The organism is Desulfofundulus luciae (assembly GCF_030813795.1).
Taxonomy (GTDB): Bacteria; Bacillota; Desulfotomaculia; order Desulfotomaculales; family Desulfovirgulaceae; genus Desulfofundulus; species Desulfofundulus luciae.
Window position 1 is genome coordinate 1 of sequence record NZ_JAUSUX010000005.1, and the last position, 23330, is coordinate 23330.

27 protein-coding genes and 1 pseudogene are annotated in these 23330 nt (G+C 53.2%); 3 read left to right on the forward strand and 25 right to left on the reverse strand.

Features of this window, described 5'->3' with window-relative positions:
- Window positions 1-169: 169 nt before the first annotated feature.
- Entirely contained in the window at window positions 170-1090 is a 921-nt protein-coding gene (locus tag J2Z49_RS04090; RefSeq protein ID WP_307400087.1) for a DMT family transporter, read from the forward strand.
- A gap of 16 nt (window positions 1091-1106) precedes the next feature.
- Window positions 1107-1388, forward strand: a complete 282-nt coding sequence (locus J2Z49_RS04095) for a DUF503 domain-containing protein (RefSeq protein WP_307400089.1) — start codon at window positions 1107-1109, stop codon at window positions 1386-1388.
- A gap of 162 nt (window positions 1389-1550) precedes the next feature.
- Here the strand turns inward: J2Z49_RS04095 and J2Z49_RS04100 are convergent, their stop codons facing one another.
- The 18 genes from J2Z49_RS04100 to J2Z49_RS04185 form a co-directional block, all read right to left on the reverse strand.
- Complete coding sequence (locus tag J2Z49_RS04100; RefSeq protein WP_307400091.1) at window positions 1551-2222, reverse strand: zinc dependent phospholipase C family protein; 672 nt, start codon at window positions 2220-2222, stop codon at window positions 1551-1553.
- Between the two features lie 116 nt (window positions 2223-2338).
- Window positions 2339-2647, reverse strand: coding sequence for an STAS domain-containing protein (locus J2Z49_RS04105; RefSeq protein WP_307400092.1), 309 nt, complete (start codon window positions 2645-2647; stop codon window positions 2339-2341).
- Between the two features lie 230 nt (window positions 2648-2877).
- Complete coding sequence (gene pstA / locus J2Z49_RS04110; protein ID WP_307400094.1) at window positions 2878-3762, reverse strand: phosphate ABC transporter permease PstA; 885 nt, start codon at window positions 3760-3762, stop codon at window positions 2878-2880.
- Window positions 3759-4718, reverse strand: a complete 960-nt coding sequence (gene pstC / locus J2Z49_RS04115; RefSeq protein ID WP_307400096.1) for a phosphate ABC transporter permease subunit PstC — start codon at window positions 4716-4718, stop codon at window positions 3759-3761. The genes pstA and pstC overlap by 4 nt, the downstream gene beginning before the upstream one ends.
- A 98-nt stretch (window positions 4719-4816) precedes the next feature.
- Window positions 4817-5731, reverse strand: coding sequence for a phosphate ABC transporter substrate-binding protein (locus J2Z49_RS04120; protein WP_307400098.1), 915 nt, complete (start codon window positions 5729-5731; stop codon window positions 4817-4819).
- A 264-nt stretch (window positions 5732-5995) separates the two neighbouring features.
- Window positions 5996-7387, reverse strand: a complete 1392-nt coding sequence (locus J2Z49_RS04125; RefSeq protein ID WP_307400100.1) for an oxaloacetate decarboxylase subunit alpha — start codon at window positions 7385-7387, stop codon at window positions 5996-5998.
- A gap of 29 nt (window positions 7388-7416) precedes the next feature.
- Window positions 7417-8349 (reverse strand): malate dehydrogenase, encoded by a 933-nt coding sequence (gene mdh / locus J2Z49_RS04130; protein WP_307400101.1) that lies wholly within the window; start codon window positions 8347-8349, stop codon window positions 7417-7419.
- 34 nt (window positions 8350-8383) lie between these two features.
- On the reverse strand, window positions 8384-8824 hold the full coding sequence (locus J2Z49_RS04135; RefSeq protein WP_307400103.1) for a biotin/lipoyl-containing protein: 441 nt from the start codon (window positions 8822-8824) through the stop codon (window positions 8384-8386).
- Window positions 8825-8856: 32 nt separating this feature from the next.
- A complete protein-coding gene (locus J2Z49_RS04140; RefSeq protein ID WP_307400105.1) occupies window positions 8857-9054 on the reverse strand; it encodes a hypothetical protein in 198 nt (65 codons plus the stop codon).
- Window positions 9055-9076: 22 nt separating this feature from the next.
- Window positions 9077-10612: an acyl-CoA carboxylase subunit beta gene (locus J2Z49_RS04145; RefSeq protein WP_307400107.1), complete on the reverse strand. Its 1536-nt coding sequence runs from the start codon at window positions 10610-10612 to the stop codon at window positions 9077-9079.
- A gap of 18 nt (window positions 10613-10630) precedes the next feature.
- Complete coding sequence (mce, locus tag J2Z49_RS04150; RefSeq protein WP_407650041.1) at window positions 10631-11041, reverse strand: methylmalonyl-CoA epimerase; 411 nt, start codon at window positions 11039-11041, stop codon at window positions 10631-10633.
- Entirely contained in the window at window positions 11038-11463 is a 426-nt protein-coding gene (locus J2Z49_RS04155; RefSeq protein ID WP_307400109.1) for a cobalamin B12-binding domain-containing protein, read from the reverse strand. The genes mce and J2Z49_RS04155 overlap by 4 nt, the downstream gene beginning before the upstream one ends.
- A gap of 19 nt (window positions 11464-11482) precedes the next feature.
- Window positions 11483-13153: an acyl-CoA mutase large subunit family protein gene (locus J2Z49_RS04160; RefSeq protein WP_307400111.1), complete on the reverse strand. Its 1671-nt coding sequence runs from the start codon at window positions 13151-13153 to the stop codon at window positions 11483-11485.
- A gap of 20 nt (window positions 13154-13173) precedes the next feature.
- Window positions 13174-14040 (reverse strand): succinate--CoA ligase subunit alpha, encoded by an 867-nt coding sequence (gene sucD, locus J2Z49_RS04165; protein WP_121451662.1) that lies wholly within the window; start codon window positions 14038-14040, stop codon window positions 13174-13176.
- Window positions 14041-14072: 32 nt separating this feature from the next.
- Window positions 14073-15188, reverse strand: a complete 1116-nt coding sequence (gene sucC / locus J2Z49_RS04170) for an ADP-forming succinate--CoA ligase subunit beta (protein ID WP_307400114.1) — start codon at window positions 15186-15188, stop codon at window positions 14073-14075.
- A 72-nt stretch (window positions 15189-15260) separates the two neighbouring features.
- Window positions 15261-15815, reverse strand: a complete 555-nt coding sequence (locus J2Z49_RS04175) for a Fe-S-containing hydro-lyase (RefSeq protein ID WP_307400115.1) — start codon at window positions 15813-15815, stop codon at window positions 15261-15263.
- A gap of 29 nt (window positions 15816-15844) precedes the next feature.
- Entirely contained in the window at window positions 15845-16687 is an 843-nt protein-coding gene (locus J2Z49_RS04180) for a fumarate hydratase (protein ID WP_307400117.1), read from the reverse strand.
- 266 nt (window positions 16688-16953) lie between these two features.
- On the reverse strand, window positions 16954-18660 hold the full coding sequence (locus J2Z49_RS04185; RefSeq protein WP_307400119.1) for a sigma 54-interacting transcriptional regulator: 1707 nt from the start codon (window positions 18658-18660) through the stop codon (window positions 16954-16956).
- Between the two features lie 158 nt (window positions 18661-18818).
- On the opposite strand from J2Z49_RS04185, the gene lexA reads away from it, so the two are divergent.
- A complete protein-coding gene (lexA, locus tag J2Z49_RS04190; protein ID WP_307400120.1) occupies window positions 18819-19427 on the forward strand; it encodes a transcriptional repressor LexA in 609 nt (202 codons plus the stop codon).
- Between the two features lie 25 nt (window positions 19428-19452).
- Here the strand turns inward: lexA and J2Z49_RS04195 are convergent.
- From J2Z49_RS04195 to J2Z49_RS04225, 7 genes and pseudogenes are all read right to left on the reverse strand, one after another.
- Window positions 19453-19575, reverse strand: a pseudogene (locus J2Z49_RS04195) (DUF1847 domain-containing protein); the annotation flags it as partial.
- Window positions 19576-19591: 16 nt separating this feature from the next.
- Window positions 19592-19849, reverse strand: a complete 258-nt coding sequence (locus tag J2Z49_RS04200) for a hypothetical protein (protein WP_307400122.1) — start codon at window positions 19847-19849, stop codon at window positions 19592-19594.
- Window positions 19850-20002: 153 nt separating this feature from the next.
- Window positions 20003-20359, reverse strand: coding sequence for a Coenzyme F420 hydrogenase/dehydrogenase, beta subunit C-terminal domain (locus J2Z49_RS04205; RefSeq protein WP_307400123.1), 357 nt, complete (start codon window positions 20357-20359; stop codon window positions 20003-20005).
- A gap of 129 nt (window positions 20360-20488) precedes the next feature.
- Entirely contained in the window at window positions 20489-20872 is a 384-nt protein-coding gene (locus J2Z49_RS04210; RefSeq protein WP_307400125.1) for a hypothetical protein, read from the reverse strand.
- A gap of 75 nt (window positions 20873-20947) precedes the next feature.
- Window positions 20948-21652: an ABC transporter ATP-binding protein gene (locus J2Z49_RS04215; RefSeq protein WP_307400127.1), complete on the reverse strand. Its 705-nt coding sequence runs from the start codon at window positions 21650-21652 to the stop codon at window positions 20948-20950.
- Window positions 21645-22364 carry an ABC transporter ATP-binding protein gene (locus tag J2Z49_RS04220; protein WP_307400128.1) on the reverse strand — a complete coding sequence of 240 codons (720 nt, stop codon included), beginning with the start codon at window positions 22362-22364 and terminating at the stop codon, window positions 21645-21647. The genes J2Z49_RS04215 and J2Z49_RS04220 overlap by 8 nt, the downstream gene beginning before the upstream one ends.
- A gap of 1 nt (window position 22365) precedes the next feature.
- Complete coding sequence (locus J2Z49_RS04225; RefSeq protein WP_307400129.1) at window positions 22366-23325, reverse strand: branched-chain amino acid ABC transporter permease; 960 nt, start codon at window positions 23323-23325, stop codon at window positions 22366-22368.
- Between the last annotated feature and the right edge of the window lie 5 nt (window positions 23326-23330).

The following is a 23330-nucleotide window of genomic DNA, read 5'->3' on the forward strand; positions in this document are numbered from 1 at the left end:
CAAGGCCGCTGCCTTGAAGCTAATGTTTTTGAGCGGTGAGGTCTCATAACGGGAAAAAATTTTTGTGGAGATACCTACTGGATCTTGACACGGACGATGCAGGTAGCCCGGTTGACAGCCCTGAGCCGCCGTGAGACAATAAAAAAGATGCGCTCGGGAGGTGGCTAGATTGACCGGACAAAGGCAGAATCTTTTACAGTTAAAGGCCGATTTGGCCCTGCTGGGAACAAGTTTTATCTGGGGTGTTACCTTTGTGGTGGTGCAAAACGCCCTCTCCTCCATCGGACCCTATTACTTCCTGGGCATTCGTTTTTTGCTGGCCTTCCTTTTTCTGGCCGCAATTTATCACCGGCAGCTAGTGCGACTTAACCGCGACACCCTGGGGGCAGGTTGCATCATTGGAGTATTTTTATTTGGAGGTTATGCCTTTCAAACCGTGGGTTTGCAGTACACCACCGCATCCAACGCCGGTTTTATTACTGGTCTATCGGTAGTGCTGGTGCCTGTTTTCAGTGCGCTTTTTACCAGACAAGCGCCCGGCGTTTTCGCCGCCACAGGCGTAGTCCTGGCCGCCACCGGGCTGGGGCTGTTATCCCTGGGAAAAGAATTGAGTTTTAATTACGGGGATTTGCTGGTTTTCTTTTGTGCCCTTTGCTTTGCGTTACATATAATCATGGTTGGGCGTTACGCCCGCCACCTCCACCCTCCCCTGCTGGCTTTAATTCAGATCGGGGTTGTTTCCCTGGCCGGTTTTCTTTTTGGACTGGCTACCGAAACCTGGCCGGAGCAATTAAGCCGCCCGGTATGGGTAGCTCTGCTTCTGACCGCCATACCGGCCACCGCCCTGGCCTTTTTGATTCAAAACAGCGTTCAACGCTTTACCTCCGCTACCCATACGGCGATTATCTTTACCATGGAACCAGTCTTTGCCGCTGTAAGCGCCTACTTCTTAGCCGGCGAAATACTCACCCCGCGACAAATGATTGGATGCATCTTGATCCTCAGTGGCATGTTGCTGGCCGAACTGAAGGGAAAACACATCCGGACGATAAGCAAAACATCAAAAGAAGTGCAAACCGGCACCCTGTAAGCAGGAGGAACGCATATTGGTTGTAGGCATACTGGTAATGGAGTTACGCATGAGCGAAGCTAATTCTCTAAAAGGCAAGCGACGGGTGTTAAAAAGTTTACTGGATAAGGTAAAGGCCCGCTACAATGTTTCGGTATCTGAAGTAGGTAAACAGGATACCTGGCACTTCTCTACCATAGGGGTGTCTTTTATCAGTAACGATAGCGCCCATGTTCACCAGACCCTGACGGCAGTGGTACGTTTTGTTGAAGGCCTGGGAACGGTAGAATTGCTGGATGTGCGGATGGAGCTACTGTAAATTTTGTCGGCATTATGTGAACCAGCTTTCCTCCCCCCTTGTTACAGTTGCCCTTACAATTTCATTATTAAAGGATCGTGTCTTCTAAAAAAACGGGACTGACGGTATTGCACCGCAGTCCTTTTATATTGAAGAAGGAGGTAGTGGGCTGTAGGATAAGGATCACGTAACCCGACTTAAAAAATAAGCTAAAAAGCCGGCAGTGGTACGCTGGGCCAGGCCCAGCAGCACACCGGTGACTTCGTGATATTCCTGCCCGGCGCTAACCAGGGGGTAATATTCCCTGGCCAGGCGGGCATTGGCATAGACCCAATCACCGGCCCGGGAAGCAACCTGGTAATAGCCATTGCGGTTAACCCTGAAGAGGCCACAGTGTTCCCGTACCCAGGCTTCATATCGTTGATGCCCGTTAAAAGCTACACCGCGCGCATGATGGGGAACACATAAGTCCTGCACCAGGTGAACGGCGGCTCCCAGGTAGAAAAAGGCCAGATCCTTTTTCCCTTGATACCAGCAGGATAGCGCCCGCTGAAAATATTCCTCGCACTCACCGGCCGCATCGGGCCATGAGCCGAGGCCTCTGCCGGAATGGGGATCCAGGTAATGGGCGAAACATTTCCACCCCCGGTCGGCCCAGAGTGTGCCCCGGTTGAATGTCACCAGGTGCCTGCGCAACAATCGGACCTGTTCTTTTAAACCATCCTGTTCTAAAATGGTTAAGGCCTGCTGGTTACAAAAAGTATGGGTGACCCCCCCGCGATCCACCAGGTGTTGCAGGGGATCGGCCACAGCTAGGAACCGCTTGGCTATGGCCCACGTCAAAGGGTTAATCACCAATGGCAAGTCCTCCCCCGTAAGCGCTCTATTATCATAACCTGAATTTGCAGGGATTAATCAGCGCACACGGGGGAAAACTCGACCCCACCTTTTTATCGAAGGGTAGGAATTATTTACCCCACCTTATTAAAGATTTGCTCGTCCAACCAGAGTCGGAGCCCCACTACAAGAAACTTGGAAAGCACCTTGTCCTGGGCATTGATCAGTTCCACCCGGATACCTCGTTGAGAGAGTTGATCAATGAAACTAAAAAGCTGGCATACTCCCGGCTCATCAATAAACTCCAGTTCACGCAAATCCAGGACAATGTGCCCTTCTTCCCGGGCCACATCTTCTAATATCCTTTGCAATTTATTGAAATGATGGCTAACCACAATACCGCTCACACGAAGGTAATTGCCATCTTGCCAAATATTAACCAAACAAGCCTCACCTCCCGGTTCTTATTATAACGTTCTTTTATTAACCTGCCGGTAAGTTTTAATTAAACCATGGTTAATTGTTTATGAACTTTTAGCAAGTTTTGCGGAACCTTTCACAGCTAGATAAAAAAAGGCCGGCCAATATGCGGCAAAATGCCTGCCGGGCCGGCCAGTAAAATTCTTCCTGGGCTTCTCTACTTAAACTGCCCTCCCCGTAATGTGTGACAGAATTACGTGGCGGTCAACCGGCGGTAGATGCGCCGGCCCAGCCAGCGGGCACAGATATTAAAAAGCAGCACAACCAGAATAAGCACGGCAGACGAACCGTCGGCCACACGGCGCACATCGGGGATAAGAGCTTCGGAATTGATTTTCCAGATGTGCACCGCCAGGGTTTCGGCTGGACGGAAGGGATTTAGTGGCGAAGTGGGACTCAAGGGATCGAGATCGGAGAAATTTAAAATGGGGCTGCTCATGCCGGCAGTATACAGCAAGGCCGCCGCCTCACCAAAAACCCTACCGGCAGCAATAATGGCCCCCGTAACCAGACCGGGGAAGGCGGAAGGCAATATCACCCGCCACATGGTTTCCCAGCGGGTGGCCCCCAGGGCCAGGCTGGCTTCCCTTAACTCACCGGGAACACTGCGGATGGCCTCTTCTGAAATGCGTACCATCAGTGGCAGGTTAATCACCGCCAGGGCCAGCGCTCCGGACATTAAGCTATACCCCCATCCGGTCATGTTGACAAAGATAAGCAGGCCAAACAGGCCAACCACAATGGAGGGCAGGGAGGTAAGGGTTTCGATGGAGAGACGAATATATTCGGTAATTCGTCCCTTACCGGCGTATTCGGCCAGGTAAATCCCTGCCAGCAAACCCAGGGGGGTAGTAATGAGCATGGTTAACAGGAGCAGGTAGAAAGAGTTAAAAATTTGGGGTCCCACCCCACCGCCAGCGACAATAGTCTGAGGCGGCGCGGTTAAAAAGTGCCAGTCAATAACCCGGATGCCGTGCCAGAGAATATAACCCAAAAGCAATGCTAAAATGGCCAGCACCATAGCCGCACCCGTCCAGAACATGATGGTAGCCAGGCGATCCGCCAACCGGGCATTCATCTAACCATCCCTCCCCGCACGACCACCCGAATAACCATAATAAACAGGAAAGACATGAGCAGGAGAATCAAGCCCATGGACCACAGGGCGCTATTCCACAGGGAGCCCATGATGGTATACCCCATATCCATGGTAATGGCGCTGGTCAAAGTGATCGTTGGATCCAGCAGGGAATGGGGAATGGTCCGGGTGTTGCCAATCACCATTTGTACGGCCAGGGCCTCACCAAAGGCCCGGGCCAGGCCCAGGACAACGGCCGTAATTAAACCCGAGCGGGCTGCCGGCACCAGCACCAGGCGGATAGTCTGCCAGCGGGTAGATCCCAGGGCTAGCGCCGCCTCCTTCCACTGGGGCGGCAGGGCCCGCAAACTGTCGGTAGATACGCTGATTATAGTTGGTAAAATCATGATCGAAAGAACAATAAAACCAGCCAAAACGGAAAATCCTTCCCCACCCAAATAATTGCGGATAAAAGGCACCAGCAGGCTTAAACCCACATATCCGTAAACCACCGAGGGTATGCCGGCGAGAATCTCAATGGCCGGTTGCAATACTCTCTGTCCCCATACGGGTGCAATTTCCACCATAAAAACAGCCACAATGACGCTCAAGGGTGCGCTTACGGCCACCGCCAGCAAGGAAACCAGGAGGGAACCCAAAATGAAAGTTAATGAGCCAACAGCAGGGCCACCTTCCTCAAGGGGCCGGTCGGGCCACCAATGGGTGCTGAAAAGGAACTCGGTAAACCTGACTCCGTGCACCGTAAAGATGGCCAGTCCTTTACTCCCAATGAAATAGATAATGGACACAGTGAGTACTACTACCAGTGCCGCTGCCAGAAAGGCAACTGAGCGGCCTAAAAGCTCCCCGCATCTTTTGCGCCCCTGAATATTCCTTTTATCTGTGGTCCGGTAGATATTGTTTAAATCTGGGGCCGGGGAAAATCCCTCGTGCATAACTACCTCCCCTTCTGACAACACGAAAGGCAGCGAGGCAGTGCCGGTTCCATAACCGCCGGCTGCCCCGCCACCATCTAAAGCTGATCTCCCAGGTCTTATTTCTTGGTTATATTACCCTGGGCATCCCGTTCTACCTGCATCTTGGTAATGGGGATATAACCCATTTTCTCAACCAGTTGACCCTGTACCTCTTCGCTGAGCATGTAATCCAGGAAGGCCTTCTTTAAACCGGTAGGTTCACCTTTGGTATACATGTGCTGGTAAGCCCATACGGGATACTTCCCATTGGCAATGTTTTGTACAGTCGGTTCCACACCGTCGAGCTTGAGGGCTTTAACACTATTGTCAATGTAAGACAGTGCCAGGTAAGATATGGCACCCGGCGTTTCGGCGACCATCTTGCGTACGGTGCCGGAAGAATCCTGCTCCATACCGGGGGCGCTGTCTTCCACGCCACCCAGGGCAAATTTCTTGAAGGTGGCGCGGGTGCCGGAACCCTTGGGCCGATGGATGACCACAATCTTCTGATCCGGTCCGCCAACTTCCTTCCAGTTAGTAATCTTGCCCGTGAAGATATCCACCAACTGCTGTTTGGTCAGGTTATCCACCGTTACGCCGGGGTTGACCACGGTGGCCATCCCCACCACGCAAACCTTATGATCCACTAGTTGGGAGGCGTCAATCCCGCTTTTTTCTTCAGCAAAAATATCGGAGTTACCGATATCCGCCGCACCGGAGGCCACCTGGGTCAGGCCGGTACCGCTGCCGCCACCCTGGACCACGATCTGTGCCTTGGGGTTTTTAGCCATGAACTGGGTGGCAGCCTGTTCCACCAGCGGTTGCATGGCTGTAGAACCAACCGCCGTAAGGTTGCCTGCAATCTCTGCTTGTCCACCGGAAGGTTGCTCTCCTCCCTGCTTTTGCTCCTGACCACCGCAACCGGCCAGGGCTACAACCAGCACCAGCACTGCAGCCAGCACCAGCATCCACTTCGCCCTATTACCCAACATTCCATCCCCCTTTTTTCTTTTTTTATGAAAAATCTTTTTCTATCTCAAGCAGCCTTGCAGGGGCTGCACTATTTTCACCAAAAACATTGTAGATAAAGATTGTTATGGGTGAGTTATCCTCCGGTTAGCGACAGGTTAAGTTTATGTTAATTAATTGGGAATTAAATTGCTTTCTTTCTGGCGTTAGACCGAATTCGAAAACAAAAAGCGCCAGCATATTGCCGACGCTCATAAATCACCCCAGGGGAGTTTTGTCTAATGCATTTAAGCGGGGTAGAATTCGCTGCCCTGGGCGGCCAGTTCCAGGTCTACTTTTAGCTTTTTGGCCAGACGCTCTTTCAGAAACTGGGGCGCGACCTGCGGGAAGAGGGCCACCGAGAGGACATCTTCCTCCTTTTGCATGTAGGGAGCCGCTTCCTTACGGGCCGCAGGCAAACCGGGCTCCAACAAGTCCGCCGGCCGGCAGGTGATGGGCTTTTCGTCGCCAATAATCATCTTACGCACTTCCTCATCTACCGGCGCCGGTGGCTGGCCATAGTATCCCCGCATATATTGTTTAACTTCGTTGGTGGGCAGTTTATAGCGGCCCAGCAACACGTTAAGCACGGCCTGGGTACCCACAATCTGGCTGGAAGGGGTCACCAGGGGCGGGTAGCCAAACTCCTTACGCACCCGGGGCAGTTCCTCCAACACCTCGGGCAGGCGGTGGAGGGCGTTTTGCTGGCTTAGCTGGGAAATAAAGTTGGACATCATGCCGCCGGGGATTTGATAAATCATGACATTGACATCCACGCTCGGTGAGGCCACATCAAATTCCTTATAATGCTTGCGCACTTCCTTGAAATACTCGGCAATTTCCGAAAGCAGCTTGAGATCGAGCCCCGTATCATAGGGCGTACCCTGCAGGGCGGCCACCATGGTTTCAGTGGCGGGCTGGGAGGTTTGCAGTGCCATGGTGGAAATGGCACAGTCGATGACATCTACACCCGCGTCTATGGCCCGCAGGTAGGCCATGGAGGCCATACCGCTGGTATAATGGCAGTGGAGCTGCACCGGTATCTTCAGTACCGATTTCCACTCTTTGATGATCTCGTAGGCCGGTTGGGGAGCCAGAATACCCGCCATATCCTTGAGACAAATGGAATCGGCTCCCATCTCCTCCAGGGTCTTGGCGGTTTTTACGTAGTACTCCAGGTCGTGTACCGGGCTGATGGTATATACCACTGTTGCCTGGGCGTGGGCACCCTCCTGTTTAACCACCTCGATGGCCTTTTGCATGTTGCGTACGTCGTTTAAAGCATCGAAGATCCGGAAGATATCCAGGCCGTTGTAAACCGTCCTTTTAATAAATTCGGTGAGCACGTCATCGGGGTAGTGTCTATAGCCCACCACGTTTTGCCCTCGCAGGAGCATTTGCAAGGGAGTCTTTAGGTGGCGGCGCAGGATGCGCAGCCGCTCCCACGGGTCTTCATTGAGAAAGCGCATGCACGCGTCAAAGGTTGCTCCACCCCAGACTTCCAGGGAATGAAAACCCACCTGATCTATTTTTTCACAAATGGGCAACATGTGTTCTATGCGCATACGGGTGGCCAGCAGGGACTGGTGGCCGTCCCGCAGGGTGGTGTCGGTGATTTTTACCTTGCGCGTTCCGGTCATTTCTATCCTCCCCTCGACTGGCACAATTTTTAAAGCTGCGGCAATACCTCCATCAACTTGCGCACGGAATTTGCGGACTTATCCAGGGCGGCCTTTTCTTCGGGCGTAAGCTCGATTTCCAGGACCTTTTCCACGCCACCCCCGCCGATAATGGCCGGCACACCCAAATAAATATCATGGTAACCGTATTCCCCCTGCAGATAGGCGGCCACCGGCAATATCCGTTTCTTATCCTTTAACACGGCCTCCACCATTTGTACCACGGAGGCACCGGGAGCATAAAAGGCACTGCCGGTCTTTAAATAATTAACAATTTCAGCGCCACCCTTGCGGGTCCGTTCCACCATGGCCGCAATGCGCTCGGCGGGAATCAGCTTTTCAATGGGAATGCCACCGGCGTAGGTGTACCGCACCAGGGGCACCATGTCATCCCCGTGGCCGCCCATGACAAAGGTGGTCACATCCTCAAAGGAAATCCCCAGTTCCAGGGCCACAAAGGTGCGGAAGCGGGCGGAGTCCAGGACGCCGGACATACCGAACACCCGGTTGGGCGGGAAGCCGCTGGTTTTTAAGGCCACGTAGGTCATTACATCCAGGGGGTTGGTCACCACAATGATGTAGGCGTTGGGTGAATACTTGACCACCTGTTCGGTAACTGACCGGACGATTTTGCAGTTGGTGGCCAGCAGGTCATCCCGGCTCATCCCCGGCTTGCGGGCAATGCCGGCGGTAATTATCACCACGTCGGAGTCCCTGGTATCTTCATAGTTGTTGGTACCGGTAATTATGGCATCAAAGCCTTCCACCGGCGCCGCTTCCATAAGGTCCAGGGCTTTACCCTGGGGAATTCCCTCCACCACGTCAATGAGCACGATATCGCCCAGTTCCTTGGCTGCAGCCCAGTGGGCGCAGGTAGCTCCTACATTTCCAGCCCCAACAATGGTTATCTTTTTTCTTTTCAAAACTGGTCCCTCCCTGGAAAGCTCTTCTCAAAGATTAACCTATGATTACCAGCACATCGCCGTTGTTTACCGTCTGTCCCGGTTTCACCCGTACCTCTTTCACCGTTCCAGCTACCGGGGCAGTAATTTCGTTTTCCATCTTCATTGCTTCCAGGATCACCAGGGGATCCCCCGCCTTGACCTGGTCCCCCACTTTTACCTTGACCGCATTGATATTCCCCGGCATGGGAGCGGTAACCGTTCCTGCTCCGGCCGGAGCTGCCGGTTGAGGGGCGGCAGGAGCGGCAGCCGGTGCCGGCGCCTGTGCCGGGGGGGCGGTGGCTGCCGGTGGAGGTGCGGCCTGGGCCGGCGGGGCCGGTGGAGCAGGCGGGCGACTTTGTACCAGCTTAACGCTTGGCGGGGCGGCTGCCTCTTGAATTTCTTGTACCTGAACTTCAAAAGGTTCTCCGTTCACCAGCACTTTAAATTTTCTCATTGCCTTCCCTCCTCTGTTTACCTAACCAAAAACTAAAAACTGCTTAGATCCCGTGCGAGCATAAGTTCACGCAAGCCGGCCATTTTCCAGGCGTTAATCCGCTTCACGGGGCGAATGGAAGTAATCCGGCTGCCGGTGCTCAAATAGCCGGCGGCCGCCAGGGCGGCAGTAATCGCCGCCACAACCTGGGGACGCACACCCAAGGATGTTACTGGTTTGTTCAAAGCCATCAAACCGCCTCCCCTTTCGAACCTATACCGGCATGTTGCCGTGCTTCTTACGGGGTCTCGTTTCCCGCTTGCCGGCCAGCGACTCCAGGGTGACGATAATACGCGACCGGGTATCCCTCGGGTCAATTACATCCTCTATATAACCCCTGGCGCTGGCTACATAAGGATTGGCAAACTTCTCCCGGTACTCGGCAGTCAGCTTGGCCCGCATTTCCATGGGGTTTTCCGCCTCGGCAATTTCTTTCCGGTAGATGATATTGACAGCTCCCTCTGGCCCCATGACGGCAATTTCGGCGGTAGGCCAGGCAAAGACGGCATCGGCCCGCAGGGAGCTGCTGCACATGGCCAGGTAAGCTCCCCCGTAAGCTTTTCTCAGAATAATGGTGATCTTGGGTACGGTGGCTTCGGAGTATGCGTAGAGCATCTTGGCCCCGTGCCGGATAATCCCGCCATATTCCTGGGCCGTTCCGGGCAGGAAACCGGGCACATCCATAAAGGTAATCAGGGGAAGATTAAAGCAGTCACAGAAACGGACGAAACGGCTGATCTTGTCGGAAGCGTTGATATCCAGGCAGCCGGCCAGGTAGTCGGGCTGGTTTGCTACTATCCCCACCGCCTGTCCATTTATCCGCGCAAAACCAATTACCGCGTTGCGGGCATAGAGGGGCTGCACTTCAAAAAACTGCCCGCCATCCACAATGAGATTGATTATTCTGCGCACGTCGTAGGACATATTCGGGTTATCGGGGATGATCTGCAACAGTTCTTCCGGATCGCCCGCCGGCTCCTGGGGAGCATACAGGGGGGGCTCCTCCAGGTTGTTGGAAGGCAGGTAACTCAACAAAAGGCGAACCATCTGGAGGCAGGTTTCTTCGTCGGGGGCCATAAAGTGGGCTACGCCGCTGGTCTGGTTATGGGTGGCCGCCCCACCCAGGGTCTCCATGGTCACCTCTTCACCGGTAACTGCCTTGATTACCTGGGGTCCCGTAATAAACATCTGGCTGGTACCCTGGACCATAAAAATGAAGTCAGTCAACGCCGGGGAATACACCGCTCCTCCCGCACATGGTCCCATGATCACGGAAATCTGGGGGATTACCCCGGAGGCAATGGTGTTCCGGAAGAAAATTTCACCGTAACCGTTAAGGGCATCCACGCCCTCCTGAATGCGCGCTCCGCCGGAATCATTTAGACCGACCACGGGAGCACCAGTCTTCATGGCCAGATCCAGTACATGACAAATCTTGGCGGCATGGATCCGTCCCAGGGAACCTCCTGCCACCGTAAAGTCCTGGGCAAAGATGTATACCTTGCGCCCGTCAACTTTACCGTAGCCGGTAACAACGCCTTCGCCGGGGTTTTTGAGGTTGGAAATGTCGGGATCACCGGCAAAAGTATTTATTTCAACGAAGGTACCGGGGTCAAAGAACATTTTAATCCGTTCCCGGGCGGTTTTCTTACCAGCCTCGTGCTGCTTCTCGATGCGTTTTGGCCCACCGCCCGCATGGATTTGCTTGCGCAACTGCCTTAGCTGTTCCAGCTTTTCCTGCATACCCAATGGCGTTCCCTCCCTTAATTAATTGTCACGCTCGCACAATTCCACCAGCGTGCCAAAGGTGGACTTGGGATGAAGAAAAGCAATCCTTGCTCCCCCGGCACCCCGGCGAGGCTTTTCATCAATGAGCCGCACACCCTTGGCTTTTAATTCCTCCAGCGCCTGCTCAAGATTTTCCACCCGGAAGGCGATGTGCTGGATACCCTCGCCATTTTTCTCAATAAACCGGGCAATGGGCCCGTCAGGGGTAGTGGACTCCAGAAGCTCCACTTCACTGTCGCCGGTAGGCAAGAAGGCAACCTTTACCTTTTGCTCCTCCACCACTTCGGTACCTGTTACCTTCAACCCTAAAAGGCCCTCGTAAAACTCAATGGCCCTGGCCAGGTCCTTAACGGCAATGCCAATGTGATCGATTTTTTTGATCCCGATCACTGTTTTCCCTCCTCTTTCTGGGTCCTTTTCGCCACTTCCTCCCGGATAAAGCGGATAATCTCCGTTGTGGGGGTGCCGGGGCCAAAAATTTCCGCGATCCCGGCTTCTTTTAAGAGAGGGATATCCTCATCGGGGATGATCCCCCCGCCCACTACCAGTATGTCATCAGCTCCCTGGGCCCGCAATCCCTCCACCACCGCCGGGAAGAGGTGCATGTGCGCGCCGGAGAGAATGCTCAGGCCCACCACCTGCACATCCTCCTGGAGGGCTGCTTCCACAATTTGCTCGGGAGTCTGCCGCAAGCCGGTATAAATAACTTCCATTCCGGCATCCCGCAGGGCCTGGGCAATAACCTTGGCCCCCCGGTCATGACCGTCCAGGCCTGGTTTGGCTATCAGGACCCGAATGGGCCGTTCACTCATTCATCTCCCCTCCTTGCCTTTAAAAGACAATTTGCTGGCGATACTCGCCAAAGACTTCCCGCAGGGTATCGCAAATTTCTCCCAGGGTGGCATAAGCTTTTACGGCGTCAATGAACAGGGGCATCAAGTTTTCCTTCGTGGATGCCGCTTCCCGCAGGTTGTTTAAAACCTGCTTCACTTTCTGGTTATCCCGGCGGGCCTTCAATGCCTGCAGCTTAGCCGTCTGGCGTTCCGCTACTGCCGGATCCACCTTTAACAAATTCTTGGGCTTCTCATACTCCATCTGGAATTTGTTAATACCAATAACCACCTTTTTGCCGCTTTCAATGTCCATCTGATAGCGGTAGGCGCTGTCCTTAATTTCTTTCTGCATAAATTCAATGGCCTCAGGAGCACCGCCTAGCTCGTCAATCTTCTTAATATAGGCCATGGCCTTTTCTTCGATTTCATTGGTCAGGCTTTCAATATAGTATGAACCGCCCAGGGGATCCACCGTATCGCCAACGCCAATTTCATAACCAATCACCTGCTGGGTGCGCAGGGCAATGAGCACCGACTCGTCGCTGGGCAGGGCCAGGGCTTCGTCGTAAGAGTTGGTGTGCAGGGACTGGGTACCACCCAGCACTGCGCTCAGGGCCTCAAAGGCCGTGCGCATGATGTTTACCATGGGCTGCTGGGCCGTCAGGCTGCAACCGGCAGTTTGGGTATGGAAGCGCAGCATCCAGGAGCGGGGATTCTTGGCACCAAATCGCTCCTTCATGATCTTGGCCCAAAGCCGCCTGGCCGCCCGGAACTTGGCAATTTCCTCGAAGAAGTTCAGGTGGGCGTTAAAGAAGAAGGACAGGCGGGGAGCAAAATCGTCCACATTTAAGCCGGCATCAATAGCCGCCTGGACATAGGCAATCCCGTCGGCCAGGGTAAAGGCCACTTCCTGCACCGCCGTGGAACCGGCCTCCCGGATGTGATAGCCGCTGATGCTGATGGTGTTCCAGTTGGGAACATTCTTGGAACAATAGGCAAAGACATCGGTAATCAGGCGCATGGATGGACCGGGCGGGAAAATATAGGTTCCCCTGGCGATGTATTCTTTTAAGATATCATTTTGAATGGTCCCGTTGAGCTTGTCGGGAGTAACTCCCTGCTTTTCTGCCACGGCAATATACATGGCCAGCAGGATGGCGGCCGGGGAATTAATGGTCATGGAAGTGCTCACCTTGTCCAGGGGAATGCCCTCGAACAGGGTTTCCATATCCTCTAAAGAATCAATGGCCACCCCCACCTTGCCCACCTCGCCCCGGGCCAGGGGATGATCCGAATCATAACCAATTTGGGTGGGCAGGTCAAAGGCCACGCTCAAACCAGTCTGTCCCTGTTCCAGCAGGTAGCGGAAACGGGCGTTGGTTTCTTCGGCTGTACCGAAACCGGCATACTGGCGCATGGTCCATAACCGGCCCCGGTACATGTTGGGCTGCACTCCCCGGGTAAAGGGGTAAGAACCCGGAAAGCCGAGATCCCGTTCGTAATCAAGATCAGCTATATCCTCCGGAGTATACAGGGTCTTGATCTCAATACCCGAATCGGTAACAAACCCGGCCTGCCTCTCCGGTCTTTTTTTTACCTGGGCTTCCAGCCGTTCCCGGTATTCCTTGGCCGACGCCCGGATGCTTTCCAGCTTTTCCTTTTCGAACATCCATCTCCCCCCTTGAAGACTCAACCTAGAGCTTCCTTAATCAACCCGGGCACCTCAAAGGGCAGGGTAGCCACCCGGGCACCGGCAGCCGTCAGTGCCTGTACCTTGCCCTCAAAGGTACCCTTCCCCCGCTCAATGATTGCCCCGGCATGGCCCATGCGTTTACCGGGAGGGGCGCTCTTCCCGGCAATATAAGCCACCACGGGCTTGGTCATTTTCTTGATGAACAGGGAAGCCTCTTCCTCCGCATTCCCCCCAATCTCGCCTACCAGCACCACGGCCCTGGTTTCCGGATCCTTCTCGAATTTTGCCAGCACATCCACAAAAGACAAACCAACCACCCGGTCACCACCCAGTCCAACCACCGTCGACTGTCCTAAACCGTTGGCTGTTAGATTGGCCACGATCTCGTAGGTAAGGGTGCCGCTGCGCGCCACCACACCAATGTGGCCCGGCACGAAGAACTGGTTGGGTGGAATGCCAATTTTGCACCGTCCCGAGGAAACAATCCCAAAGGTATTAGGGCCAATCACTATTGTACCCCGTCGCCGGGCAAAAGCAATGATCTCCAGTTCATCATGGACGGGAATATGTTCGGTAATAATGACCACAACCCGCACCCCGGCGGCAATGGCTTCAAAAGCGGCATCTTTGGCAAAGGGAGCCGGAATGAAAAGCACGGAGGCATCAATTTGATGGTTTTCCATGGCCGCGGCCACGGTATCATACACGGGAACCCCTTCTACCGTCTGGCCACCCTTGCCCGGGGAAACCCCGGCGACAATCCGCGTTCCATAGGCCAGCATCTGCTTGGTATGAAACGTGCCCTGGTTACCCGTAATCCCCTGAACCAGAACATTGGTTTTTTCATCAACTATAATGGCCACTCCTGACCGCTCCTTCCTTATCGAGGGTGTATTTAACCCTGGGCCCTGGCCAGTTCCACAGCCTTGGCCGCAGCCTCATGCATGATCCTGTAGGCTTCAATGCCATTTTCCCTGAGGATGCGTACACCCTCTTCTTCGTTGGTACCAACTAAACGAATGACTACCGGAACATTGATTCCCTTCTCCTGCTTCACCTTGACCAGTGCCATGGCCACATCATCACACCGGGTAATGCCCCCAAAGATGTTAATGAAGATCACCCGGGGATTGGTGGACAGGAGGATTTCTAATGCTTTAGCTGTAGCCTCCATCCCGGTGCCGCCGCCGGCATCCAGGAAATTGGCTGGTGCACCGCCGTAATGCTGGATGATATCCAGGGTACCCATGGTAATGCCGGCACCATTTGCCATCACGGCAATATTCCCATCCAGCTGGACGTAAGAGAGCCCCAGGGCGTGGGCCTGCCGTTCGGCCTCGGTACGGTCATCTACCACGGGCAGATCCTTTTGCCGGTACAGGGCCTCGTCATCGATAGTTACCTTGGCATCGGCAGCAATTAATTTTTCCCTGCTCAACACCAGCGGGTTGATCTCTACCAGTTCGGCGTCCTTCTCCCGGAAAATGCGGTAAAGGGTAGGCAACAAACGGCCAAATTCCTTGGCCACCGCGCCCGTTAGACCCAACCGGCGGCAAACTTCCCGGCACAAATAGGGCTGGACGCCCAGGCAGACATCCAGGTGTTCCTTGACGATAAATTCGTCGGGGACCTCTTCAATATCCATGCCGCCCTGGGCGGAAGCAATTAAAACCGGCGCTTTGGCTGCCCCATCTACGGTAATGGCCACATAAAACTCATGATCGATGGCCAGCTTTTCTTCCACCAGGACCATTTCGACTTTCAGGCCCTGAACCGTCATGCCCAAAACCTGGGCAGCCGCCTCGCGAGCCTCTTCCGGGGTATCGGCAAACTTAATCCCGCCCCCCTTACCCCGTTTACCCGAAAGCACCTGGGACTTGATTACCACCGGTGCCCCGATTTCCGCCGCTACTGCCGCCACTTCATCCGGGGAGGTGACCATCTTACCCCTGGGTACGGTCAAACCGTAGCGGGCAAAAAGCTCCTTGCCCATATATTCATAGAGTTTCACAATTTTTCCCCCTTTGGCCAAAAGCCCTTTTAATCCCACGAAAAAATTTTTAGAAAAGGAAACTACCAGCCGCTACCGGCCGGCATAAATTTTGACTCCTTCTTCGTACAAATCGCCGCCCAGAACATCATTAACCACAATTACCGGAAAGTCCTCCACCACCAGCTCGTGGATGGCCTCCGGGCCCAGTTCCGGGTAAGCCACTACCCGGCATGATTTAATGGCCCGGGCCAGCAATGCCGCCGCACCTCCCACGGCAGCAAAATAAACGGCCTTGTATTGCTTCACGGCCTTAATTACTTCCGGAGAGCGTTTCCCCTTGCCAATCATACCCTTCAAACCCAGGGCAAGTAAGCGCGGCGCATAGGGATCCATCCGGCCACTGGTGGTAGGACCCGCTGAACCTATCACCCGCCCGGGTTTGGCTGGCGAAGGTCCCACATAGTAAATAACCTGCCCCTTGATGGGAATGGGCAGTTCTTCCCCTCGGTCCAGCAACTCCACCATCTTTTTATGGGCCGCGTCCCGGGCTGTATAGAGTATACCGTTTAACAAGACCCGCTGACCAATGCGCAGCTTCTCTACCACTTCGTCGGTAAACGGGGTAGTCAGCCTGATTTGAGGCAAATTCTTCTACCTCCTACACAATACTCGCGTTAGAGTATTGCTTCTTTGTGCCGGCTGGCATGGCAGTTAATGTTTACTGCCACCGGCAAGCTCGCTATATGACACGGAAAAACTTCCACGTGCACCGCCAGAGCAGTGGTGCGACCGCCCAGGCCCTGTGGTCCGATGCCCAGGTTATTAATGGCCTCCAAAAGCTCCCTTTCCAGGCAGGCAATCTCGGCATCGGGATGGGGTTGTCCCAACGGGCGCAGGAGAGCTTCCTTGGCCAGCAAGGCGGCCTTTTCAAAGGTGCCTCCAATCCCCACACCCACCACCACGGGCGGACAGGGATTAGAGCCGGCTGCTCTTACCTGCTCGATGACAAACTTTTTAACCCCCTCCACCCCTTCAGCCGGCTTGAGCATGCGCAGGCCGCTCATGTTCTCACTACCGCCCCCCTTGGGAGCAACAATGATCTTTAGTTTATCACCGGGAACAATGCGGGTGTGAATTACTGCCGGCGTGTTATCCCCGGTATTTTTGCGGCGCAGGGGGTGATCAACGATGGATTTACGCAGGTAACCCTCCTGGTACCCCCGGCGCACCCCTTCGTTTACTGCTTCGTACAGGTTCCCCCCGGTAATGGCCACTTCCTGCCCCACTTCCAGGAAAACAACGGCAAAACCGGTATCCTGGCACATGGGGACCTGCTCCTCCCGGGCAATACGGGCATTTTCCAGCAACTGTTGCAGGACATCCTTGCCCGTGAGGGAAATTTCCTGGCCCAGGGCCTCTTTGAATGCCGCCAGTACATCCTCACCCAGCTCGTAGTTTGCCTTCTGGCATAATTCGGCTACCGTGGCTGTAATGGTAGCAGCATCTACAAGTCGCAAAAAGCCTTTCCCCCCTTCCACCTTTACTGAGCAACTATTTCACAAGTGCAATTTTTATACCAAACGCAGGACAAACCGGCCAATACACCAAAAAGGGGGTTTTTGCCGCCCATTCCAGGGCAATTCTAAAATATAAAAATAAAAGAGGTGCCACCCTCTTCTTCTAAACTTTATAAAAAGAGGCTTGAGATACCGGTTATTTCTAGGGTAAAAAGGATAGACACTTCGTTCTAACCTTTAGAATTAGTCTAATAATTATAATCTTATCAATTGGTGAAATCTTCAGTACGACTTTTCTTTAACTTATTATACAGTGTAGCCAGGGAGATATTCAGCGCCTGGGCGGCTCGCCGCTTGCCTTCCACACTGGTACCAAACTTGGCGATAGCTTTTCTAATCAGCAATTGTTCCATCTGATCAATGGGGATAAGCTCAATATCCCGTTCCGGGGATGCCTTAAACTGGCTGACATGCTGGATAAAATGTTTCTTTGTAAAAATCTCTTCGTCCACGGTTACCATCACCCGTTCAAAGACATTTTCCAGTTCCCGCACATTTCCGGGCCAATCGTAACAATAGAGAATTTCCTCGGCATCCTTGGACAAGCCCTTCACCTTTTTACCCAGTTTGCGGTTTAGTTTGATAATTAAGTTGTTGATCAGGATAGGTAAATCTTCCTTGCGCACCCGCAAGGGTGGAATGGTAATTTCAACTACGTTTAGCCGGTAGTAGAGGTCTTCCCGGAACTTGCCCTGGCGGATTAATTCCCGCAGGTTGCGGTTGGTGGCCGCAATAACCCGTACATCCACTTTAATGGTCTGGGTGCCTCCCACCCGCTCAAACTCCATTTCCTGCAAAACCCGGAGCAGTTTTCCCTGCAGGTTCAGGTTCATATCACCAATTTCATCGAGAAAAATAGTTCCACCATGGGCCAGCTCGAACTTACCGATCTTGGATTTAACGGCTCCGGTAAAGGCTCCCTTAGCGTAACCGAAAAACTCGCTCTCCAAAAGGCTGTCCGGTATGGCGGCACAGTTAACTTTAATAAACGGCTTATCCCTGCGGGGGCTGGCATGGTGGATGGCATGGGCAAACAACTCTTTACCCGTACCGCTCTCTCCCAGCAATAGGACGGTGGAGTTTGTACGGGCTGCCCTCTCGGCCACCTGGATACAGCGACGCAACTCTGCACTATTGCCCAGGATATCGGCAAAGGTATATTTACTGGTCGTAACCTGGCCGAATTTATCTGACAGATTCTCAATAATGCTGGTGCTCTGGCGCAGTTGTTCCATTAAATTCATGACGTCGGTAAAGTGCTGAAAAACCACCACCGCTCCTTCCATCTTGCCGTCCACAAAGATGGGGGCGGCGTTGGAAATGACCTCAGCATTGCTTCCCCCTACCTTTGTACGATGCCCCACCACACTGCGGCCGGTACGCAACACCGTGGCCAGAGCTCCATCGGGGGAAGCCTCAAAAATATTCTGTCCAATCCGTTCATTTTCACTAATGCCGGTAATCCGGGTAAAGGCCGGATTGACGTATTTGATCACACCGCGGGAATCCGCCACTTCGATGGCTTCCTGGACCGAATCCAGGATGGCAGCCAGTTCTCCCTGTACTCGCCTGGCTTCAAGCAATTTTTCCTTTTCCCTTAATACGGCCAGCATAAGATCCAGCGCCCGGGCCTCCATGATGGACGTTCTCCGCGGCTTTATCCGATGCAGGTGCATCTGGATCTCCGGATCCCCGGTAGCCTCGATCAAAACATCCACGCCGGGCAGGCGCACCATTTCCGTATAATCGGCGGTGGTAAAAACCCCGTCCGCAGCCGCAGCTTTAACTCCCGGGGATGAAGGATCGGGATCGGCCACACCCAAAATTTCCACATCCCCCACGGCCTTTAACATGCGGTAAATGGAATAACCGTCCTCATTGCCCCCAATAATGGCTACGGTCAACCTGGGCATGCCGCCTCACCTTCTACGTGGTCCAAACTTTATGGGATTATTTCGACGATTATCTACTAATCCCTTCTAAAAAATAAAAAAACATTAATTTCGAACAACTGTTTTTCCATCAATACCTTTATGGTATAATTCAAAGAAAAAAAGGAGGTTGACGGGTTATGAACACCGCACTCACTCCCCGGGAGAAGATTATTTTAGAAGTAATTAAAGAAAACATCCGCACCAAAGGCTATCCCCCTTCGGTTCGGGAGATTGGTCAAATTGTCGGACTAAAATCCAGCTCTACAGTACATAACTACTTAAAGCGTTTAGAACATAAAGGCCTCTTACGCAGAGATCCCACCAAACCCCGGGCGTTAGAATTACTGGAGCGCACTTTGCCCTTTAGCCAGCCCATGCGCATGGTCCCCCTTTTGGGACGGGTAGCGGCAGGTGAACCCATCCTGGCCGTGGAAAACCAGGAAGATGTTTTTCCCCTGCCGGCCAGTTTCACCGGGGAGGGAGAATTCTTCATGCTTACCGTCCGGGGCGACAGCATGATTGAAGCCGGTATCCTGGATGGGGACCTGGTGGTGGTCCGGCGCCAGCCCAGCGCCGACAACGGGGACATTGTGGTGGCCCTTCTGGAGGATGAAGCCACGGTAAAAAGATTCTTCCGGGAAAACGACCATATTCGCCTGCAACCGGAAAACAAGGCCATGTCTCCTATCAGGGTCAAAAACCCGCTAATCCTGGGCAAGGTAGTGGGCCTGCTGCGTAAATTTTAAAATTCTAAACCCCCGCATCCTGTCGCTAATCTGGCTTTTTGTAAGCTGCCAGCTTCAGGTCATAGTAATGCGCGACATAGACGGCACCCAGGGGATTATGGGCCAGCACCCGGTCCTTGACTGCCAGAACAGTGACCGGAGCTTCCGAAATTCCTTTGTCTGACTTACACCTGGCATATGTCCTCAGGCACCGTGATTCTTTTGGGACATTTCTCAGGTAAATTTTTAATGAAAAACCTTAAAATGTCACGAAGTACCTTCATTAACTGCAGGCGGGCAGCACCCAGGACATCCCGGGGATCCAGGGCCAGCTGCAAACCCTTCACTAGGGCCGACGGTTTTACTTCCCCGGGATCATCCATGGCTGCGTGACAAACCCCACAGAGAATGCAGGTGGCCGGGCTTTCCAGTTTCCGTGCCACCTCCGGCGCCATGCGCCGTCGTGATTGTCCCGGATAACCACCCAGGGAACCAATGCTTTAAGAGATTCAAAGAAAGGGGCTAGATCCACCACCAGGCTTTTCAGTTGCCTGAAATGGGGTAGCGGCTCCAGGGTAATGACACCTCTTTCAAAGTCACTCTTGGGGGTTTTGTTGAATTTCCGGCGCCAGATGTAACTCACGGGCAAAGGGGACGTAGTGGATCTCGCGGTGATATTCCGGTACGGGCCAGCCAAAACGACGCCGCTGCCTTAACCGGAAGGCTACCGCGTGCTTTTTCAGCTCGTACCCTATCCCGGCGGCCAGGCGGGCAGCTTCCAGGGGAATTGTTTCCACATAGCCGTCCTTAACGGCCCCATCCAGCAGCTCTTCACCATCCGGACTGCGCACCAGGCAGGAAGATACTCCTAAAGCCTGCCCGGCCCGCACCTGCGGGTCCCAGTAGTCCCCTACCGACAGGTCCGCCAGTTCCGCAGCCCAATCCAAGCACATCTCGCACCCATCCCGCTTTGAAAGCAGGCATAAGATGGTGGTACATATACTCGTGGCGGTCCAGGAGCAGCCTCCGCCCATCCTTCAGTTCCACCACCAGGTGGCCCGGCCAATCGCCGCCCCGGTAGCTCAGCGAGGCAATATCTTCCAGCCTATCCACGAGACAACGCCGTTAGCAGGGCCGCATTGAGGCAGGAGATTTTCTCCCCGGTCGCCAGCAGGGTGGCCTATGGGTTTACAAAGGGACGGCCCGATCACCGGTCGCCCCAGCTCCATGGCCTGCCTGCCCAGATAAGTGAGTTCCCCCATGCCCCTGTCCGATTCCTTTCCGTCCGGGTCTACGGTAAAAAAACGAATCCCCTGGCGATCAAACAACACCGCCTCTCCCCCGGCCACCCGGGCAATCAAAGGGAGGGCCTCGCGGAAGGTTGCCTTTAAACCGGCCTCCCGGCGGGCGTGGAGCACATTGTTTACGGCCAGCAGGCAATCCCCCAGGGGCAGGAAGATTTTCAAGATTTTTTGCCATTCGTTTTATTCAGAAAAAACCAGGGAAGCTGCCCCCGGCGTAATAGACATAGCTCAGTGGGGTTATATACCCAGGTATGCCTCCTTGACATGCTGGTTGTTCAGCAGTTCAGCCCCGCTGCCCTGGAGAGTGATCCTGCCGTTCTCCAGCACATAGGCCCTGGTGCACATGTTTAAAGCATGCATTATATTTTGCTCCACCAGCAAAACAGTAATGCCCCGCTGGTTAATCTCTTTGACAATTTCAAAAACCTGATTAACCAGAACGGGTGCCAGTCCCAGCGAAGGTTCGTCCAGCATCAAAAGTTTGGGTAAAGCCATCAGGCCCCTGCCGATGGCCAGCATTTGTTGCTGGCCGCCGCTCAAGGTTCCCGCTTCCTGATTTTGTTTGTCTTTCAATATGGGAAAGAGGGAAAAAACCCACTCCATAGTTTCCTTTCTTTTCTTTTTAGCTTCAGGAACAAGGGAACCCATCTCCAGATTTTCTTTTACCGTCATTTCAGGGAAAAGCCTTCTTCCCTCCGGAACATGGGCAATGCCCATTTCAGCAACCCTGTATGCCGGTATTCTGGTTATTTCGTTTTGCAAAAAATAAATGTTCCCGCCATGGGGGCGCAATAAACCGGAAATGGTGTTTAAAATGGTGGTTTTACCGGCACCATTGGCACCCAGAAGGGCAACCAGTTCCCCTTCCGGTACTTCAAAAGAAACGTCCCACAAAACCTGCACATCTCCGTATGAAACGTTGATATTATTTACCTTAAGCATAGGCCTCACCTAAATATGCTTTAATTACCTCCGGATGATTGGCTATCTCCTTTGGCGTTCCAATGGCAATTTCCCGCCCGAAGCTGATGGCCAGGATCCGATCGGAAATACCCATAATTACTTTCATTATGTGTTCTACAATGATAATAGTTATGCCGGCTTCTTTTATCTTTAGAATAATTTTAATTGCTTCTTCCGTTTCCTTTGGATTTAACCCGGCCGCCGTTTCATCCAGGAGCAATAGCTGTGGTTCCGTAGCCAGGGCCCGGGCGATTTCCAGGCGCTTCCGGTCGGCAATGGTCAGATTTTTTGCATCCATATCCTTACGATGATAGAGCCCGCAAAACTCCAGAATCTCCAGGGCCCTGGCCCGGGCCCGAACAATACTGCTGGTATGCAAGAAGGCCCCGGCCATAACATTCTCCAGAACACTCATTCTTTTCAGGGGTTTGACCACTTGAAAGGTCCTGCCTATTCCCAGGGCACAGATTTTATGGGGAGGCAGGCCGTCAATGCGGCGTCCCTGAAAGTAAATTTCTCCTGACGTTAAAGGGTAAAAACCGTTAATCAAATTAAAAATGGTGGTTTTCCCGGATCCGTTGGGACCGATCAGCCCGAAAATTTCCCCCTGTTCCACAGTAAAACTGATATCATTAACGGCCCTTAACCCGCCAAAATTTTTAACGATATTTTTTACTTCAAAGAAGCTCATTTTAATTACCTCCAGCCATCACAGCTTTCGCTTTCTGCCTGGAAAGTAGGCGCTTCAAAGTACCCAGTTCTCCAATTATACCATTGGGCAGGAAAAGAATCACCAGGCAAACGATAATGCCAAAAGCCAGCACATTGGCCGCACCCAGCCAGGCCCGGAAAAGTTCGCCCAAGGCTACATAAATAGCCGCTCCCACAGAAGGACCCCACAGGGTGGCCACACCACCCATCATTACCACCAGAATGACCATTACGGATATGTCGCTGAGGGAAAAAACCACGTGCGGGTCAATAAAGGCAATATAGTTCATATAAAAAGCGCCCACCAGCCCCGCTATAAAAGCGCTGGGCAGCAGTGCAAACATCTTGTACCTGGTGGTGGGAATTCCCAGGGATTCTGCTGCATCCTGGTCTTCCCTGATGGATACAAAGTAGTAGCCCAGCTTGGACTTAACCATTCGATCCACAATAAGTAAAGACATTCCCCATATAAAGAAAGCGATAAAATAATAGGGCAACTTGGTGGGAAAACTGCTCAGGATTAATATTCCCTGGGCACCGTTGGTCAGGGAAACCCAGTTGGTAAAAACCAGCCGGAATATTTCTCCCAGGGCCAGCGTAGCCAGGGCAAAATATGGTCCCCGCAAGCGAAAGCAAATTATACCAATGGGAATGGCCACCAGCATGGATATAAAGGGGCCTAAAACCAATCCCCACCAGGGGGAAATCTTCAGGTGGAAGATCAACAATCCGGCGGAATAGGCACCTAAACCAAAAAAGGCAGCATGACCAAAGGAAACCTGTCCTGCGTACCCACCCAGGAGATTCCATGCTGTTCCCAGTGTGGCCCAGATAAAAACCATGATCATAATGTGCTGAACATAGGGGGCCTGCACTACAAAAGGAAGCACGACCGCTATCACAGCGACAATTGCTGGTACAATCATTCCTTTCCAGTTCATTAAAT